Raw genomic sequence first — 17,438 nt, forward strand, 5'->3', positions numbered from 1 at the left:
TCAGGACCCCCGACCCTCCAGTCCCAGCGCCCTCAGAACGTCCCGGGCCAGCTCCTCTGGCTCCCTCACCGGGTCCCTGACGGGGACCCGCGACCCCAGCGCTCGCCAAACCCTGGCCCGCAGCCGGCGCGCGTAGTCCTCCACGGGCTCCTCGAGGTTCCTCGGGTTCAAGCTTACGGCCGCGATCTTAACGTTGGGAACCAGGGACAGGATCGCGCGGATCTCGTCCACCACCCCGCGCGGGTACCGGAACGGGTGGTTGGGCCGGTGACACACGACGACCGCGTCGGGACGGCACCCCAGCAGGATCCCCAGGTACAGGGGTCGTGGGTGAGGATTACGACGCTCGGTCAGTGAGGACTGCCCCTCCACTACGACCACGTCGGGGTCCCTCTCCTCCGCCACGTGGTCCACGGCGTGCGCGACGGCGGAGGCCACGTCCATCACGGAGAGGGAACCCGCCCGAAACCCCACGTCCGCCTCCAGCGCCGCGAACTCGCCCGTGCCCACGGTCGCCACCTCGTAACCCAGCGACCTCAGCCCCTCCGCCAGCTTCAGCGTCGTCGTCCGCTTCCCGCACTCCTGCGAGGTACCCCCGACGAACACCGTGGGCACGTCCGCCTCGGGCGCGTCCTTCTTCGGAACGCACTCCGTGCACCGCTCCGGCGCGTCCCCCGCCACCTCCCGAACCACGTCCAACCGCGGGCTCAGCTCCAGAATCCGCACGCCCCGCTCCCGGGCCAGCCGAACGAGCGCTGGGTACTCGTCCAGCGGGAGCGATCGGAAGGAGGTCACCACGTTCAGCCCGCGTCGGATCGACTCCACCGCCAGCTCGAGCGCCCGGTGCTCCGCCCCCTTCGGGAGCATGATCGCCACGGAGCGGGCGTCCCTCACCGCTTCCTCGAAGTCGTTCGTCACCTCCACCCCGGCGATCCTCATCCCCGCCTTGCTGGGATCGTCGTCCAGGAACCCCACGACCTCCACGGTCGGCAGCGACGCGAACTTTTCCCCGCCGCCACCGGCACCCACGACCGCGAACGGGTTAAGCTCCCGCAGCTCGTCCACCGACCTGAGCACGGTCACCGGGCACTCCCCCCTCGGGGCCGCAGCCCGCCCGTGATGATAGCCTTACCGCTCACCGGGGCGACGACGCGAGCACCCGACGCTTCCGCCGCACCCGCCGCTCGATCTCGCTCAGCAACCGATCCAGCCCGTCCCCCCTCAGCGCCGAGACGGGAATCGGCCGGTGCCCCGTCCGCCGGCGGAGCTCCCTCAGCCGCTCCTCCAGCTCCCCCTCCTCCAGCAGGTCGATCTTGTTCGCGACGAGGAGCGTCTCCAGGTCGGCCGCGTGCTTGATCACGTGCAGGGCCCGCAGCGCCTCGGGGCCGAGGGGCTTGGTGACGTCCACCACGAACAGGGCCAGGTCGTAACCCCCCAGCCGCTCCACCACGTCCTCCGCCGTGACGCCCCGGCGGCTCCGACGCCCTCGCTCGTCCGCGAGTCCCATCGTGTCGAACACGTACAGGGGCACGTCCCGCCGCGACCACCGGTACCCGGAGACCGACTTCGTCGTGCCGGGCACCTCGGAGACCTCGGCGACGGCCCGGCCCAGGAGCGCGTTCACGAGGGTCGACTTCCCCGCGTTCTCCGGACCCACCACGGCGACGCGAAACCGCCCCCGCTCCAGCCGCGGCACCTCCTCCACCTCGGCCCGCTTCACGCCTCCGACAGCCCCCGCGCGAGGCGGAGTATCCCGGCGAAAAACCCGATCACCGCGCCCAGCGCGGGCAGGAGCGCCTTTAACGTCCGAGAGTGCACGTGCCGGGAGAGCACCCAGCCGGCCACCACCCCGAACACGACCGAGGTGGACAGCTCGACCCCGGCGAGCAGCTCACTACGACCCATGAACAGCCCCCCAGGGGCCCGGACGTTGGACCTGAGGGCGATCTACCGGCTGAAGCGGGTGCTGAGGACGGGCTGGCTGGTGCGCGGCGTCCCGCGCGGCGCCGTGGAGAGCGTGGCGGAGCACTCCTTCGGGGCCGCGATGCTCGCCTGGGAGGTGTCGAGGAGACTCCGCGAGCGCGGCGTGGACGTGGACCCGGAGCGGGCCGTCCTCCTAGCGCTCGTCCACGACCTACCGGAGGCGGTGGCCCTCGACCTGGACGCCGAGGCCAGCCGGGTGTACGGGGAGGCGAAGCGCCGGGCCGAGGAGCGGGCCGCCCGGGAGCTGCTGGACGACGAGTTATTGAGGCTCTGGCGGGAGTTCGAGCGGCTGGAGTCGGAGGAGGCGAAGGCGGCGAAGCTGGCGGACGTGCTGGACATGGCCCTGCAGGCCCTGGAGTACGCTCGGGTGGGGTTCCGGGGCTACCGGGAGTTCGTGCGATCGGCCCGGGAGACGGCCCGGGAGCTGGGCCCCGAGTACCTGGAGGTGTTCGAGGAGCTCCTGAAGCGGGGTGGTGAGCGTGAAGATCCTGGAGAAGGACCTGGATAAGGGATACGTGGAGGTCCTACCGGAGACGCTGGACGATCTCTGGCACCTGTACCACATCGTGCGGAAGGGCGACCTCGTGTTCGCCCTGGAGCGGCGTCGGGTGAAGGACGAGCGCGCCGAGACGATCCGACGGGACAAGGGCGAGCGGCGGCCCGTGTACCTGGGCGTCCGCGTCGAGGACACGGAGTTCGACAAGTACTCCAACCGGCTCCGGATCAAGGGGATCATCGAGCACGGGCCCGAGTCCGGCTCCCACCACACGATCAACGTCACCACGGGCAAGCGGATCAAGGTGGTGAAGGAGGAGTGGGACCGGAAGGACCTGGAGCGGCTCGAGGAGGCGGAGATGTCCCGGCCGCCCGTGCTGCTGGTCGCCGTCGACGCGGGGGAGGGCACGCTGGGGATCGTCCGGGACTACGGGCTCGACGTGGTGGCCCGCGTTCGACACAACGTGCCCGGTAAGCGGGGCGGGGACCGTCGCGCCGAGCTCCGCGAGTTCTTCCACCGGCTCGCGGACGAGATCGAGCGGGTGATGAAGGAGGAGGGCGTCGAGCACCTGGTCGTCGGCGGGCCCGGGTTCGTGAAGGAGGAGTTCGCGGAGTTCCTCCGGGAGGAGCGCGGGATCAACCCGGCGGTGGAGGACACCGGATCGGCCGACGAGTCGGGCCTCGTCGAGATGATCCGGCGCGGCGCGGTGGAGCGGGTGGTGGAGGAGTCCCGCGTCGCCGAGGAGGCCCGGCACGTGGAGGAGGTGTTCAAGCGGATCGGCCGCGGGGACGACACGGTCGCCTACGGGCTGGAGGACTGCAAGCGGGCGGCGGAGTTCGGCGCCGTCGAGACGCTGCTGATCGCCGACGAGGTCTTCCGGCGGGCGATGGTGGAGGGGGACGAGGACGTGCGCGAGCTCGTGGAGTACGTGGAGCGCACGGGCGGCGACGTGCTCATCGTGAGCACCGAGCACGAGTGGGGCGAGCGGCTGATGGAGCTGGGAGGTGTCGCGGCCCTGCTCCGGTTCGGCCTGCCCGGGTGATCACTCCTCCGGGATCTCTCGCACCTGGCCGCTGCTCTTGTCGAAGACCTTGTCGGGATCCACCCGAATCCCCTCGTCACTGATCTCGAACGGGTGCCGGTACATGCTGTGCGCCGTGCCCCGCATCTTCCACACGATCAGCGACCTCCAGAGCCGCCCGCCCACCTCGTCCAGGTCCAGCCGGATGATCCCGTCCACCGCGTGCTCCACGCCGGGCCCGCCGAACCCCCGCTCGTGCGCCGCGATCTGGTTCACCAGGATCGTCGTGCACCCCAGCCCCGCCAGCATCCGCTTCAACCGGAACATGATCCGCCGCGCCACGCTCGGCTTGTCCATGTACAGCGGGGTGACCGAGTCGATCGCCACCCGCTTCGCGTCAACGTCCTCCACCGCCCTCCGGATCACCCCCGTCAGCTCGCTGATGTCCGTCGGGTCCTTCACCACGTACTTCTCGTACTCGCTCGCCTTCCCGATCCCCGCCGTGAACGCGTCCACGACCGCCAGCATCCCCTCCTGCTCGTACTCCCGAAAGTTCCAGCCGAACCCCTCCGCGTTCTTCCGCACCTGCACCGGGTGCTCCTCCAGCGTCACGAACACGCCCGGCTCGCCCTCCTCCAGCCCGGACCAGATGAACTGCTGCGAGAAGATCGTCTTCCCCGTGCCCGGACCTCCCGTCAACAGCACCGCGTTCCGCTCCGGGATCCCCCCGTTCAGCACGTCGTCCATCCCGGGAATACCGGTCGAAACCTTCTCCACCGACAACTCCAACACCCCGCGAGACCACGACCGCAGCTCGAATTAAACCATTACGAGACCGCGACCCAGCGCGCGGTCGGGAGTGAACGACCATGGGAGGCCTGTGCCCGAGGTGCCGGGGCCGCGGCTGGTGCGGCCGGGACGAGTGCGTGTACCTGGCCGCGCTGCGCGAGGTCCGCGAGCGACTATCCCGGCACCGGGACCTGGACGGGTACACCCTCACCGTCCACGTCTCGTGGCGCGGGTACCCACGCGTCCGCCTGGCCCCCGGCGTCGGCGAGCGGGACATCCCCGACGAGGGCCGGGCGCTGGCCCGTCTCCCCTACGACGAGCTCCTCGAGCTCCGCGCCCTCACCTTCCGCAAGCGCAGCGAGCGGAGGCACGTGCGCGAGACCCCCGACCTCTCCCACGAAGAGATCGAGGCCACGGTCTCCGCCCGCCCCGTCGAGAGCACCCTCCACGTCGAGCGCCGACTCAGCGACCCCACCCGCACGGCCCCCTTCCTCGGACCGCTCGTCGACGGGCGACTCGAGCTGGACGGGACCCCGCGCGTCCCGAGCCACCTCGAGCGGGTCCACGAGGACGAGTTGAAGGCCGAGCGGGCGGTGATCGAGCTCTACGAGCGCGGGTTCGACGAGGGGTACATCGCCCGAGCCCTCTCCCTGGGCCTGCTCGGACGCCCAGCCGACCGCCGCCTCGTCCCCACTCGATGGAGCGTCGCGGCCGTTGATTCGATCGTCTCCGACCACCTCAAGCGCACCGTCCGAGAGCTGCCCCCGGGCGACGACTACCGACTGCTCCACGGAGAGCTCTTCGGCAACGAGATGTGGGTGATCCTACGACCCGAGCCCCTCTCGTACGAGCTCATTGAGGTGTACGAGCCCGGCGCCCCCTGGTCCGACCGCGAGCGGGTCACGGTGCTCCGCGACGCGGAGGTGAGCCGGGAACGCGAGCCCGAGGAGACCGGCGGCGCGTACTACGCCGCCCGGGTTGGGGCCCTGGAGGCGTGCCGGGACCTCGGTCGACAGTTCGGGATCACGGTCATCCGAGTCGTCCGCCGGGAGTACTCCGCCCCGCTCGGGGCCTGGGTGATCCGGGAGGCCGTCCGGAGGGCGGAGGAGGTGATGAGGACGGACGACCACGGAGAGCTGCTGGAGACCCTCCGCGAGCGCCTGGATGGTCCCGCACGCGCGGCGCTACGCGCCCTCAGGCGCGACCGGCAGTCCACCCTCGATAGGTTTTTATAAGGGCCGTCGACCGGGCCGCAGGGCGAGCGGTTGCTCCTCCTGCGGGATCACGCGGACGTGCTCCTCACGGTCCAGCGAGCCGGTAGGGAGGAGGCCCGGGAGATCGCGGAGGAGGCGGAGACGACCACCGAGATCGTCCCCAGAAGGCTCCTCGAGCTCGAACTGCAGGGCCTGATGCGGCGGGTTGGCCCCAACGAGTGGGAGCTCACGGAGGCGGGCCGGCTCGCCGCCGAGGCGGCGGAGCGAGCCGTGGAGACGCTGGACGCCGACCCGCACGAGTGGCCCCACGAGCGGTGGGTGGGCTCGGACACCATCCTCGCGCTCAAGCACTCGTCCCTGTCCGCCGTCCCCGAGGAGTGGAGCGAACTGCTGGAGGAGCGCGGCCTGGCCGAGGGAGAGGAGCTCACGGAGGCCGGCGAGCTGATTCTGAACGCCTACCTGAAGGCCACCCCGCGACTCTACGTGACCCAGGACGTCTCCGGCGTCATCGCCCGACTGCCCCCCGGCCCCGGCACCGCCAAGGCGCTCATCAAGTACCGGGAAACGCTGGGGATCCCGGACAACGTCCTCCACGCCCTCGAGGCGATGCGGCTGCTCGTGATCTCGCCCCCCATCGACGGGGGGCGAACCTACACGCTGACGGCCCTGGGCCGGGAGGTCAAGTTCGCCCTGGAGAAGGCCGTCCCAGCCATGCACGTCGTCCTCTCCCCGGAGATCATGGAGGACGTCAAGGCCGTGGACGAGGGGAAGGAGCCCAAGGACATGGAGCGGCTGGAACGACTAGGGTACGCCTGGGAGGGCTCGCTGACGCGGGCCGGCGAGCACGTGCTGCGCGCCTACGAGATGCTAGGTGAGGACGTCCCCGGCGTCCCGCCGATCAGCCTACGGCCGGAGGAGCTCCGGCTGCTGGAGATCATCGACCGACTCCACAACCCGGACGAGAACCCCAACGTCGCCCCCACGCTCGCCCGCATCAAGCGCGTGCTGGTGGAGGAGTACGGGGAGCACGACCCCGACCCGTCCACGGAGCTCAAGGAGCTCGAGGCGCACGGGTTCATCGAGAAGACCGTCTGCGACTACGGTCAGGAGAAGGGCAAGCCCATCTGGGTGCTGACGGAGGAGGGCGAGCGGATGCTGCACCAGCTCGGTACCCCCGTCCGCGCCGTCGCCGTCAAGGCCGTCACCATCTCACTGGGCCACGAGGCCCCGGCGCCCGAGTGGCTGGAGGAGGCGCACCGGCAGGGACTGGTGTCGAAGTCGGCTATCACCTCCAAGGGACTGCTGGCCTCCAAGGCGGCCAAGAACGTGGAGCGGGCCCCGTTCCTGACCGGGGACGAGGCGAAGATCGTGTACCGGATCCCCCCGGAGGCCGTGGCCCGCGAGGACCTGATCGAGGACCTGGAAAACCGGTACGGGCTCCTGGAGCACGAGGTGCTGGACCACCTGGACCGCCTCGAGTCCCGGGGCATCGTGGACGAGCTGCTGACCGGCTACGTCTCGCTGACCCGGGCCGGCCTGCACCTACGAAGGGCCGTGAGCAAGGGGCAGACGATGGAAATACTCAAGCTGAGGCACCCGATCACCCCGGTCTCCGCCCGGTTCCTGGAGGCCGTGGCCACGCTGAAGGACCGGGGCTACGGGGCGAAGAAGCTGTCGAAGTTCCCGAAGACGCTGCTGAAGGAGGCGGACGTCACGCTGGACCAGGCCAAGAAGGTGGTCACCGTGCTCCGTCGAACGAAGATGATGAGCGGCTGGAAGATCACCGAGGCGGGCGAGGAACTCCTGCAGGCGCTGCGGATCCTGCGGGAGGCGACGCGCATCCGGCGACGCGCCGCCGCCTAGCCCCCTCACCGCACCATCGTTACGAATCTCGTAACGATTCCCGGTGTGGTGCGGCCGCCGGGATTTGAACCCGGGCCACGGGCTCGGCAGGCCCGCGTCCTACCAGACTAGACTGCGGCCGCACCCCCAGGCACGCGCACCCCGGCCCAGCTAAATATCTTTTTCGGCCTCCCGCAGCGCCGCCTCGATCGCCGACTCCGCCTCCCCCACCACCTCGAACCCGTGCCCCGGGAAGATCGACTCCACCCCCACCGCCAGCAACCGCTCCAACGACTCGCACAACCGCTCCCGATCCCCACCCGGCAGATCCCACCGACCCGGCCCGAACCCGAACACCGTATCCCCCGTGAACGCCACGTCCCCCACCAGGAAACAGCAGCTCCCCGGCGAGTGCCCCGGCGTGTGCAGCACCCGCACCCTCACCTCCCCCACCTCGATCACGTCCCCATCCCGGAACGTGAACGACGGCTCGAACGCCGGCATCGACGCCCCGAACAGGTATGCCGCCGACCTCCGATCGTCCCCCTCCCGCAGCACCTCCGCCTCCGCCGGATGAACCCCCACCCTCCAACCCCTCTCCAACGCCCGCGGCCCCGCCGCCGCGTGATCGTAGTGAGCGTGCGTCAACACGACCCCCACGACCTCCACGTCCCCTACCCTCCGAACCACCTCACCCGTCGCCCCCACGTCCACCAACAACCCCTCCCCTCCCGACGCCAACAGGTAGCAGTTGCAGTCCGGCGCCGGCGTCACGCCCTTTCCACCCACCCGAGACACCGAGAACTCCTCGCACGAGTACACCTCCAGCAAGGGGGGACACCCCCCATCCGACCCGAGAAACTCGCCCACCAAGCCGTCAAAAAAGCCCTCGAGCGCACCGTCTTCGACCCCGACGCCTGGACCCACGTGACCACCGTCTCCAACGACACCCTCCACATCCACGTCCTCACCAACCAACGCCGCAACGTCGAGGGCAAGGGCGGCCGCAACCGCCAGTACCTCGAAGGCTACGTCGAGGGCTACCTCGCCGCCCACGGACACGACGCCCGCGTCCACGTCAGCGTCACCAACGCCGGCCTCCGCGACGAGACCGAGGAGTTCCGCTACCTCCCCCTCGAGCGCGCCCTCAGGGAGAACATCCTCGACGAGAACCACCCCATCTACCGAACCTGCCGCGAGCTCGACATCCCCTACGTCGTCCTCGGCGCCCGCGAGATCGTCGGCCCCAACCCCGTCCTCCCCGAGCTCGTCCAAAAGACCGAGGGAGAGCGCGCCGTCGACCTCTTCACCGGCACCGGAGCCGCCGCACTCGCCGCCGCCCGCGCCGGCTACGACGAGATCTACGCCATCGACGCCAAGATCCACCCCAACGTGCGCGAACGCCTCGAGAGCGAGGGCATCGAGATCATCGAGGCCGACTTCCGCGAACTCAACCTCCGCGAGCTCGAGCCCATCGACCTCCTCACCGCCGACCCACCCTACGCCTCCGCCCTCGAGCTCCTGAAAAAGCTGGAGGAGGAGCGACCCCACGTCCGCACCGCCATCATCGCCCACGGCTTCACCGGCTGGGTCCGAGCCGTCCGCGAGATCCGCGGCCACCTCCTCGAGCTGTTCCGAGAGGTCAAGCCCGTCTCCAAACACGGCCACGAGCTCAGCGTCTGCCGCGAGCTAAAGCGCTGACCGACACCACCCGATCGACCACCCGACCACCCGGCAGGCAGCGCTCCCGCACGAACCGCTCGAACGAGCCCCCTCCTCCCCGGGACCGGTACCGCAGGAACGCGCCCGCCCACAGCCCACGCGCCCGCTTCCGCAGCGAGTACTCGAAGGGAACCCGGGTCAGGAACCGCTCCGCGCGCTCGCCGCGGAGCTCCAGCCTGAAGAGCCACCGACGCTCGCCCTCGGAGGTCTCGTATGACCGGCTCCTGAGAACCACCGAGCGCGCACCGACCACCTCGTCCAGCATCTCGTTGATCTCCGGCAGAACGCGAGGAGGGTCCTCGAACGGCGATGCCTGGGCGATGCCCACCCTCACCCTCCCTCCGTCAGCCACCGACACCCATCCATCGGCACCGAAGAGCCCGGACAGGAACTCCAGCACCACCCTCCTCGGGCCCTGACGAACCCACCCCGGCACCTCCACCCTACCCGCCTTCCGGCCCTCCGGCACCCCGAGCTCCCGCAGCAGCGCCGCGAACCCCTCCGAGTGCACGGCCACCTCCACCGCGTCCCGATCCCCGTACTCGTACCTCACCGGCGAGAGGCCCAGCGTCCCGAGATCTCGCTCCAGCCAGCGCAGCCCCGCCGACTCCCCGTAGAACTTGACCACGTCCCGCTCCAAATGACCGTCGCCCACCGCGTAGCCCACGATCCTAGCCAGCGCCGGGACCGCCGGATCCTCCCACCGCAGCGGCATCAAGCCCAGGTCCCGCAGGAACCCGCGAGCACCGTCCGAGGCGCCAACGTCCGACAACAGCACGCCCCGCAGATCCACCGCCGGCGGCACCTCCACCGGGTACAGCACGACCCGATCCCCCGGTTCGAGATCACCCAACCGCCGCTCGCCCCCTGGAGTGAGAACGCGCTGACCCTCCGGGCCCGCGAGCTCGAACCCCAGCCCGGTGCCTACGACCACGCCGGCACCCCGGTCCCCGGCGAGACGGGCCGCCCCGTTCCACCGAGCCGGCCACCGCGCCGACAGCCTCGCCTCCCGCCGAGCGAGCTCCCCCAGAACCAACCGGGCCCGCTCCTCCTCCCGGGGATTGTAGCGGAACCGGACCCGCGAGAGGAACCGGAGCAGGTCGCGCCGACCGCGCACCAGCACCCCCATCCGGGCGTACCGGTAGCGCCCGGAGGAGACCGGAGACAGCCCCACCACCTCCGCGCCCACGCCCAGCGAGTTGAGCAACCTGAGGACGTCGAGCGCCAGGAAGAGCAGGCCACCTTCCCGATCCGCCCGCGCCCGAAGCTCCAGCCGCACCGGCCGGGGACGATTCCCGTCGAATCCGAGCACCTCCCCGCGCACGCTGTAGAGCCCGGACAGCAGCTCACGCGCCGCGCTCGGATCCTCGAACACCCAGCCCGGGATTCGACCCGTGCCCGGGGACGCGCCAGCCACGGCCAGCGCGCTCAGGAGGCGAGCGTCCCGCGACTCCACGCTCGTCCACCGCTTGCCCCGCCGCACCGACAGGCTCGCGCCGAACCGTCGCAGGTCCTCGAGGAGCCTTTGCGCCCCCTCGTTGGGCACCGAGAGGCGCACGCGCGGCCGGTCACCGCCGCGGAGCGCTCCCCTGCCCAGCAGCACCCCGAGCAGCCTGGCAAGGATGGTCTCGATGGTCTCCGAGTTCACCGCGAGCACCTCTCGGGGGCGCGCCGGCCGGGCGTAAGCGGAGAACGATGCGGACCGGCCGGGTCCCTCGGGCCGCGATTCGGAAACAACGTTTTGAATCTCGTAACGATTTGCGGCTTTTGGTGCCGCGGCCTGGATTTGAACCCGGGCCCACCGGATGGCCAAGGTCCCGCGGATGACCCGCGGGACCTCTTCAGTCCGGCGCTCTCCCAGGCTGAGCTGCCGCGGCCTCGTGCCGGGGCCATCGAGGTGGCGCTCGGGCCCGTCTATTTAATCTTGTCGGCGGGTCGGTTCGGGGGGTGCGGCGTCGGTGTACCTGACGCGGGAGGAGGAGCGGATTCTGGACGGTGAGGAGGGAGAGATGAAGGCGCGGTTGTTGGAGGTGCTGGTGAGGTTGGGGGAGACGTTCGGGGCGGAGCGGTTGGTGCGGCCGGCGTTGGTGCACGTGTCGGGGGTGTCGTACGGGACGATCGGGGACGCGGGGTTGCGGTTCCTGCGGCGGGTGGCGGGGGAGGGGTTGCGGGTGGAGGTGCCGACGAGCGTGAACCCGTGCGGGATCTGCCTGGAAGGGAACCTGGAGGTGGACGAGGGGTTCGAGCGGCGGCAGCGGGAGATCCTGGAGGCGTTGGAGTCGTTGGGCGCGGCTCCGGTGTACACGTGCGCGCCGTATCAGCAGGGGTTTCAGCCGTCGCCGGGGGACGTGTTGGCGTGGGGTGAGTCGTCGGCGGTCTTCGTGGCGAACACGTGGTTCGGGGCGCGGGCGAACCGGGAGGGGGCGCCGGCGACGGTGGCGGCGGCGGTGACGGGGCGGGTGCCGGAGTACGGGCTGCACCTGGAGGAGAATCGGGTGGCGGAGTACGAGGTGGTCGTGGAGTTCGAGCCGCGGAACGACTTCGAGTGGTCGGCGCTGGGGTACTGGCTGGGGGAGGCGGTGGACGGGATCCCGGTACTGAGGCTGCCGGTGCGGCCGTCGCTGTCGAACGTGAAGTACCTGGGGGCGGCCGCGGCGGCGTCGGGGGCGCTGGCGATGGCGTACATCCCGGGGGTGACGCCGGGGGAGCCGCGGGTGGACGATCCGGAGCGGGTGGAGGTGGGTCGGGAGGACGTGTTCGACCTGGTGGAGTCGCGGTTCGGGACGGAGCGGGAGGGGTTGGCGTTCACGGGCTGTCCGCACCGGGTGGATGGGGAGGCGTTCCGGTTCCGCGGGTGCGACTGCTACGTGTGCTGTCCGGCGAACGCGGTGTTCGAGGGTCGGGTGCTGCGGGGGACCTGCCCGGTGGTGGCGCCGATCGAGGAGGTGTGCGACGCGGTGTACACGGACTCGCTGAAGGCGGCGCACTACCTGGCGTCTCGGGTGGAGGTGAACGTGGGGCCGCTCGGGCCAGAAAACCATAAAAGTGGGTGAGTGGGGCCGAGCACGGGAGCGGGGCCGTGGGGTAGCCTGGTCTATCCTTCCGGCTTTGGGGGCCGGAGACCCCGGTTCAAATCCGGGCGGCCCCACCAACGCCGGGAATCGTTACGAGTTCCTTAACGATTCGCCCGAAGGGTCGGTGGAGGGTCAGCCGGAGGCGAGCTTGGGGAGCCGCAGGATGCGGGTGGCTCGGGTCAGCTCGCGGATCCTCCATCGGGGCTCTCCGAGGACGGCGCGCTGGGCCTCGCGCCACCGGTACGTGAGCCGGGCCCTCCAGGAGTCGGTGCGCTGGGCCTCGGAGCGGTAGCTGTCCTGCGGTGAGAGCAGGATGGGCTGGTCGGGGGACTCCAGCGGGTTCACCTCGGCCCAGTCGGCGAGGGCGCGGAGGGCGTCGAGGCCGCGCTCGGTCACGGGGAACTCGATGGTTTCCTCGAACTTGTGAACGCGGAGGCGCGGCTCCTCGGGCGTGGTGGTCAGCCAGTCCTCCCCGGGGCAGACGTCGCGCCAGCGCATGCGGACGAGGTCCATCACGCTGACACCGGACTCGACGATGGTGCGGAACGGGGCCCACCAGGATGCGTCCTTGTTTTCCTTTGCCCACTCCTCGATCAAATCAACCTTGCTTAAAATCTCGCGAGCCTCCTCGACGGTCATCTCCGGGGAGGCCGGCGACCCGAGCGCCTTCACGGTGAGCACGGTCATGTGGTCCCGTCCCACGGCCCTCAGGGACTTGGTGAAGGCGTACCAGCAGAGGCGGCCCATCTCGTGATCCAACTCCATGTTCCTGACCTTGTCCACGAGGAGCTCGCGCAGCTGCCGGGCCACCTCGATGATCTCCTCGTCGTCCGCTTCCTCCAGCCACCGGAGCGGTTCCTCGCCCACGATCTCGGAGAGGAACTCGTCGAGCCGCCGCAGGGCGAACCGGTACGAGTGCCGGGTGTTATCATTCTCCACGTCCATGTGATCGGCCAGCACCTCAAGGGACATTAGCCCAGCCCCCTGGAGGGTCGGGCCGGCGTGCGCGGGAGATATTCTTTTTGGTAACGTTAGGGGGATGTCGAACTTGACCGAGCGCGTTGAATTGCATCATGGGGATTTAAGCTCGATCGCTTACCGGGCGGAGCTGGACCGGTTCCTGCCGGTGATCGGGCGGGCCCGGATCACGCCGGCGGAGCTGGCGCTGGCGGGGCTGCTGCGTCGGGGTTACGAGGTGGTGGTGAGGACGGTGGAGGGTAAGCGGCTGCCGGGCCGGCGGCGGCTGGAGCTGGCCCGCGAGGTTAAGGATCTGACGGGGCGGTTCGTGGAGCGGTTGGTCGAGTCGGAGCGGGTGCACCACCTGCGGCTCTCGGCCCGGTGCCTGGGGGCGCCGGTCGTCCTGGAGTACGGGCCGGACTGGACGGTGCGGGTGGGAGGGCGGTACGAGGTGGACCCGGCGCGGTTGCACAAGAACCGGGCGCTGGTGAAGCTGCTGGAGTTCGTCTCGGGGCGGGAGGTGGAGTTCCCGGACACGGTGGTCGACCTGGGGGCGGCGCCGGGTGGCTGGTCCTCGTTCGCCGCGCAGGTGGCCGAGCGCGTGCTTGCGGTGGACCCGGCCCGGCTGGAGGAGCGGGTGCGGGAGCTGGACAACGTGCACCACCTGCGGGTGACCGCGCAGGAGTTCGCGCTGCCGGACATGCTGAGCGCCGCGTGCCCGGGCGGGGAGGCCTGCGTGCTCTCGGACGTGTACTCGGGCGACCCGGAGGGGGACCTGTACGGGGTGCTCCGCGTCCTGAGGAACGTGAACCTGCGGGTGCGGTGGGCGCTGGTCAAGGTCGCGCCGGTGGACGAGGCGGAGGGGGTCGTGGAGTGGTTCCGGGAGGAGGCGGGGGACCTAGGGTTCGAGGCGGAGGAGGTGGAGCTCGAGTCGGCGAGCGCTAACGAGACCTTCCTCTACCTGACACGAGGGTAGTCCCCTCGTGCCGGTACGGGGGCGAGCACACGCAGAGGATGCGCAGCGGGCCGACCCCCTCGTTCCGGACCCAGTGTACGGTGCCCCGGGGGATCTCCACGCAGTCCTCGGGTCCCACCTCGAGCGCCCGGTCGTCCAGGTGGACCGTGCCGCGGCCCTCCAGGATCCAGTACACCTCGTCGAACTCGTGGTAGTGGGGTCGGGTGGACCGTCCGGGCGGCACGACCGCGACGGCCACGCTCAGGCTCTTCACCTCCGAGCGCTCGGGCCGGACGAGCTCGTAGACGATCGACCCGTCCAGGGTCCTGTAGGGTTCCACGTCCCTCGGGTTGGTCCGCATGACGCTCCCCCGATGACGAGACGGGTGAGCGGTGAGCGTCGCGGTGATCGGACCGTCCATTGCGGAGGGATCGGCGAAAGGGAGCCTCGTCATCCGGGCGGTCGGCGTCGGGAGCCCCTCCTCATTCGGGGCCCCGCCCGTCACCCTCCTGCCGGTACTCGTGGGCGCTCGCCGTCAGGTTGCGGGCGAAGGTGGGGTGGGAGGCCGCGTGCACGTGGACGTACGTGGCGAGCACGTTGGGCAGCCCTCTCGGCTGGATCCCCTCGCGCCCGTTCAGGCCCTGCCCGCGCAGGATCCGGTACGCGAACCGGGCGTTCCGTAGCCTCAGCAGCCTGGAGTAGTGGAACTCGTGGCCCTTGAACACCTCGCCCCTCCGGGCGACCGGGGTGTCCCGCACCGACCTCGCCACGGTGTAGCTGAGGCCCTGCACGCGCGGGGTCATCTCCACCGAGGCGTCCAGAACGCCGGTCATCCGGTACCGCTCGCCCTCGTGATGGAGCTCCCGACAGAGGTACATCAGGCCCCCGCACTCGGCGTACACCGGGGCCCCCGACTCCGCCAGCTCCCGGATCGAGTCCCGGGAGGCCTCCGCCTCCTCCAGCTCCCGGGAGAAGAGCTCCGGGTAACCGCCGCCCAGGTACAGGGCGTCGGCCGAGGCTGGCACCTCCTCGTCCCGGACGGGGCTGAACCGGAGTACCCGGGCCCCGTTCTCCTCTAGCGCCTCCAGGTTCTCCGGGTAGTAGAAGTGGAACGCCTCGTCCAGGGCCACGGCCACCCGGCACCGGTGCGGTTCGACGACCCAGGGCCGCTCCCCGCGACCTACGGGCCCGGCCCGGCGGGCGATGTCGACCAGCAGGTCCAGGTCCAGGTGCTCGGCGATCAGTCGAGCGATCCCCTCGAGCCGGCGCTCGAGCTCCCGCCTTCGCTCGGGGGTGGGCACGAGGCCCAGGTGGCGGTACTCCACCCGCATCCTCTCGGTGCGAGGCACGAACCCAAGCACCTCCACGTCTCGGACGTACTTACGGAGCGCCCGCCGGGCCTTTCGGTAGTGGAGCTCGGAGCGGACGTGGTTGAGGATGACGCCCTCGATCCGCGCGCCCTCGAGCCGGCGGTACCCGAGGACCACGGCGGCGACGCTCTTGGTCAGGCTCCTCGCGTTGACGACGAGCACGATCGGGGCGTTGAGCACCTCGGAGACGTGGTAGGTGCTGCCCCGAACTCCGACCGCCCCGATCCCCTCGTAGAGGCCGCGGACGCCCTCGATGACGGCGAGGTCGGCACCCCGCGACCGACGGTGGAAGAGCCAGCGGACGTGCTCCTCCCGGAACAGGAAGGTGTCGAGGTTCCCGCAGGGTCGGCCCGAGGCCAGCCAGTGGTACGAGGGGTCGATGTAGTCCGGGCCGACCTTGAAGGGCTGGACGTCGAACCCCTCCTCCGAGAGCGCCCGGACGATCCCGGCCGTGATGAGGGTCTTCCCGCAGGCGCTGGAGGTCCCCGCCACGACCACCCTGGGCGCGGCGGGCACGACGATCGCCCCGGACTAAACTTGATATACGGGCTCTCCATCGCGCACGGCATCTCAACGGGGGGAACTCACGCCTAACCATGAGATGCAGAAAGTGCGGATCCTCGCGCGTGGTGGAGCGCAAGGAGGGGAAGTACGTCGTCGTCCGGTGCAAGGACTGCGACCACGCGGTGGTGCTGAGGCGCGTGGAGACCGTGGGAACGACGCACGACGTGCTCAGCCTCGCCATCGCGGCGGTGGTGACGGCCGGCGCCATCGCCTCCGTCCTGATGTAAGGGACCAAGCGAGGGGAAGAAGCGGCTCATCGGCGGCCCAGCGCCACCTCCCGGACCGGTGTCCCGGCCAGGTACGTGCGGTGATCATCCCTGGAGGGGACGCCTCCGGGTCACACCGCCGCTGGGCGGGCTGTGACCGGGTCGGGGGGCGCCCGAACGCACCCCGGCGCCCCGCTTTTTTTCTTTCCTCTTTCCCGCGCGGTCACTTGAGCAGGTGCCGCGCGTACTTGAGCAGCGAGGGCTTCCTCCTGACCACCTTCCGGGCCACCTTGGCGACCCCCTCCCCGCGCACCAAGCGCAGAATGTCCTCCTGATCCAGCGCCTCCGCGAGCGCGTTCAGCTCCTCGTTGCTCATGCCGGAGAGCACCCGAGACGCCTTCCCCGCCAGCTTGAACATCCTGGCGAACTCCTCCTCCCAGCGCTCCTGATACTCCCTCAGCCGCGCCGCGGACGGGTCCCCCTCGCTCACCGCCTCCGCCGCCACCTCCCCCGCGATCCGACCGCACACCAACGAGGTGTGGAGACCCCCGCCGGTGAGCGGGTTCACCTGCCGGGCCGCGTCCCCCACCACGAGGATCCCATCATCGTACGTCCGCTCCAACGGCCCGCACACCGGCACCCCACCCACGTTCAACTCCACCGGCCGCGCGCCCTTCAGCAGGTCCGCGATCAGCTCGTGCTCCCGGATGGCGCGATCGAGCGTCTTCAGGGCCAGGCCGGGCTCGGACTCGGACCCCCGGATTCCGAGCCCCACGTTCGCCCGACCGTCACCCTTGGGGAAGATCCAGAAGTAGCCGCCCACGAACTCCTCGTTGTCCACGAAGAAGTAGGTCGCGTCCTCGTCCACGTCCACCCCGACCATCTCGTACTGGGCGCAGGTGCAGAGCTCGTCCGGCTTCAGCGGGGGAACGAGCCCCGCGCTCCGCCCGACCCGCGACTCGATCCCGTCCGCCGCGATCACCACCTCGGCCCGGACCTCGTGCCGGCCCGTCTCGTCCTCGAACTCGACGCCCACCACGCGTCCCTCCTTCATCAGGGCGCGCCGGGCCTCCGCCAGCAGCCGGAGCTCGGCCCCTTCCTCCACCGCGCGCGCCGCGAGCCACCGGTCGAACAGCTTCCGCTCCAGGATGTACCCGTCTCCGGGCACCTCGAACCGATCACCGTTGGGCGCGTGAACCAGGGCCCGGGAGACCTCGTTCGCGATCCACTCGCTCCTGGGCTTGA

At 70.4% G+C, this 17,438-nt stretch carries 18 protein-coding genes and 3 tRNA genes; 9 read left to right on the top strand and 12 right to left on the bottom strand.

Going from position 1 to position 17,438, the window contains the following annotated elements:
• The 3 genes from ACXJJV_RS05030 to ACXJJV_RS05040 are packed head-to-tail and all read right to left on the bottom strand — an operon-like array spanning position 1 to position 1,905.
• Positions 1-1,083: an N-acetyltransferase DgcN family protein gene (locus ACXJJV_RS05030; RefSeq protein ID WP_456467084.1), complete on the bottom strand. Its 1,083-nt coding sequence runs from the start codon at positions 1,081-1,083 to the stop codon at positions 1-3.
• 52 nt (positions 1,084-1,135) lie between these two features.
• Positions 1,136-1,720, bottom strand: a complete 585-nt coding sequence (locus ACXJJV_RS05035) for an Era-like GTP-binding protein (RefSeq protein ID WP_456467085.1) — start codon at positions 1,718-1,720, stop codon at positions 1,136-1,138.
• Positions 1,717-1,905: a hypothetical protein gene (locus tag ACXJJV_RS05040; protein ID WP_456467086.1), complete on the bottom strand. Its 189-nt coding sequence runs from the start codon at positions 1,903-1,905 to the stop codon at positions 1,717-1,719. The genes ACXJJV_RS05035 and ACXJJV_RS05040 overlap by 4 nt, the downstream gene beginning before the upstream one ends.
• Positions 1,906-1,930: 25 nt before the next feature.
• Here ACXJJV_RS05040 and ACXJJV_RS05045 point away from each other — a divergent pair, with 25 nt between their 5' ends.
• Positions 1,931-2,491, top strand: a complete 561-nt coding sequence (locus ACXJJV_RS05045; protein ID WP_456467087.1) for an HD domain-containing protein — start codon at positions 1,931-1,933, stop codon at positions 2,489-2,491.
• Positions 2,457-3,521: an mRNA surveillance protein pelota gene (locus ACXJJV_RS05050; protein WP_456467088.1), complete on the top strand. Its 1,065-nt coding sequence runs from the start codon at positions 2,457-2,459 to the stop codon at positions 3,519-3,521. The genes ACXJJV_RS05045 and ACXJJV_RS05050 overlap by 35 nt, the downstream gene beginning before the upstream one ends.
• On the opposite strand, the gene ACXJJV_RS05055 is transcribed toward ACXJJV_RS05050, so the two are convergent.
• Entirely contained in the window at positions 3,522-4,283 is a 762-nt protein-coding gene (locus ACXJJV_RS05055) for a KaiC domain-containing protein (protein WP_456467089.1), read from the bottom strand.
• A gap of 86 nt (positions 4,284-4,369) precedes the next feature.
• Between ACXJJV_RS05055 and ACXJJV_RS05060 the strand changes: the two genes are divergently transcribed.
• A complete protein-coding gene (locus ACXJJV_RS05060) occupies positions 4,370-5,524 on the top strand; it encodes an Nre C-terminal domain-containing protein (protein WP_456467090.1) in 1,155 nt (384 codons plus the stop codon).
• A gap of 30 nt (positions 5,525-5,554) precedes the next feature.
• Complete coding sequence (locus ACXJJV_RS05065) at positions 5,555-7,366, top strand: DUF505 family protein (protein ID WP_456467091.1); 1,812 nt, start codon at positions 5,555-5,557, stop codon at positions 7,364-7,366.
• A 46-nt stretch (positions 7,367-7,412) separates the two neighbouring features.
• Here ACXJJV_RS05065 and ACXJJV_RS05070 read toward each other — a convergent pair.
• Positions 7,413-7,488 (bottom strand) — tRNA-Gly (locus tag ACXJJV_RS05070).
• Between the two features lie 28 nt (positions 7,489-7,516).
• Entirely contained in the window at positions 7,517-8,167 is a 651-nt protein-coding gene (locus ACXJJV_RS05075; protein ID WP_456467110.1) for an MBL fold metallo-hydrolase, read from the bottom strand.
• 105 nt (positions 8,168-8,272) lie between these two features.
• Here ACXJJV_RS05075 and ACXJJV_RS05080 point away from each other — a divergent pair, with 105 nt between their 5' ends.
• Complete coding sequence (locus ACXJJV_RS05080; RefSeq protein ID WP_456467092.1) at positions 8,273-9,046, top strand: class I SAM-dependent methyltransferase; 774 nt, start codon at positions 8,273-8,275, stop codon at positions 9,044-9,046.
• Here ACXJJV_RS05080 and ACXJJV_RS05085 read toward each other — a convergent pair.
• Together ACXJJV_RS05085 and ACXJJV_RS05090 are read right to left on the bottom strand one after the other, a co-directional pair.
• Positions 9,018-10,715 carry an LAGLIDADG family homing endonuclease gene (locus tag ACXJJV_RS05085; protein WP_456467093.1) on the bottom strand — a complete coding sequence of 566 codons (1,698 nt, stop codon included), beginning with the start codon at positions 10,713-10,715 and terminating at the stop codon, positions 9,018-9,020. The two genes, ACXJJV_RS05080 and ACXJJV_RS05085, sit on opposite strands and share 29 nt — an antisense overlap.
• A gap of 120 nt (positions 10,716-10,835) precedes the next feature.
• Positions 10,836-10,944 (bottom strand) — tRNA-Phe (locus ACXJJV_RS05090).
• Between the two features lie 81 nt (positions 10,945-11,025).
• Between ACXJJV_RS05090 and ACXJJV_RS05095 the strand changes: the two genes are divergently transcribed.
• Together ACXJJV_RS05095 and ACXJJV_RS05100 are read left to right on the top strand one after the other, a co-directional pair.
• Complete coding sequence (locus tag ACXJJV_RS05095) at positions 11,026-12,120, top strand: aconitase X (RefSeq protein ID WP_456467094.1); 1,095 nt, start codon at positions 11,026-11,028, stop codon at positions 12,118-12,120.
• A 20-nt stretch (positions 12,121-12,140) separates the two neighbouring features.
• Positions 12,141-12,218: transfer RNA gene (locus ACXJJV_RS05100), tRNA-Pro, on the top strand.
• A 55-nt stretch (positions 12,219-12,273) separates the two neighbouring features.
• Here the strand turns inward: ACXJJV_RS05100 and ACXJJV_RS05105 are convergent.
• Complete coding sequence (locus ACXJJV_RS05105; protein WP_456467095.1) at positions 12,274-13,113, bottom strand: hypothetical protein; 840 nt, start codon at positions 13,111-13,113, stop codon at positions 12,274-12,276.
• 76 nt (positions 13,114-13,189) lie between these two features.
• Here ACXJJV_RS05105 and ACXJJV_RS05110 point away from each other — a divergent pair, with 76 nt between their 5' ends.
• On the top strand, positions 13,190-14,074 hold the full coding sequence (locus ACXJJV_RS05110; RefSeq protein WP_456467096.1) for an SAM-dependent methyltransferase: 885 nt from the start codon (positions 13,190-13,192) through the stop codon (positions 14,072-14,074).
• On the opposite strand, the gene ACXJJV_RS05115 is transcribed toward ACXJJV_RS05110, so the two are convergent.
• Both ACXJJV_RS05115 and ACXJJV_RS05120 read right to left on the bottom strand, forming a co-directional pair.
• Positions 14,040-14,414 (bottom strand): cupin domain-containing protein, encoded by a 375-nt coding sequence (locus ACXJJV_RS05115; RefSeq protein WP_456467097.1) that lies wholly within the window; start codon positions 14,412-14,414, stop codon positions 14,040-14,042. The two genes, ACXJJV_RS05110 and ACXJJV_RS05115, sit on opposite strands and share 35 nt — an antisense overlap.
• Before the next feature lie 121 nt (positions 14,415-14,535).
• Positions 14,536-15,939, bottom strand: a complete 1,404-nt coding sequence (locus ACXJJV_RS05120) for a cobyrinic acid a,c-diamide synthase CobB (RefSeq protein WP_456467098.1) — start codon at positions 15,937-15,939, stop codon at positions 14,536-14,538.
• A gap of 80 nt (positions 15,940-16,019) precedes the next feature.
• Between ACXJJV_RS05120 and ACXJJV_RS05125 the strand changes: the two genes are divergently transcribed.
• On the top strand, positions 16,020-16,214 hold the full coding sequence (locus tag ACXJJV_RS05125; RefSeq protein WP_456467099.1) for a hypothetical protein: 195 nt from the start codon (positions 16,020-16,022) through the stop codon (positions 16,212-16,214).
• Between the two features lie 202 nt (positions 16,215-16,416).
• Here the strand turns inward: ACXJJV_RS05125 and ACXJJV_RS05130 are convergent.
• On the bottom strand, positions 16,417-17,438 hold a 1,022-nt coding region (locus ACXJJV_RS05130; RefSeq protein WP_456467100.1), incomplete at its 5' end, for an NAD(P)/FAD-dependent oxidoreductase.

Source organism: Methanopyrus sp. (genome assembly GCF_053997775.1).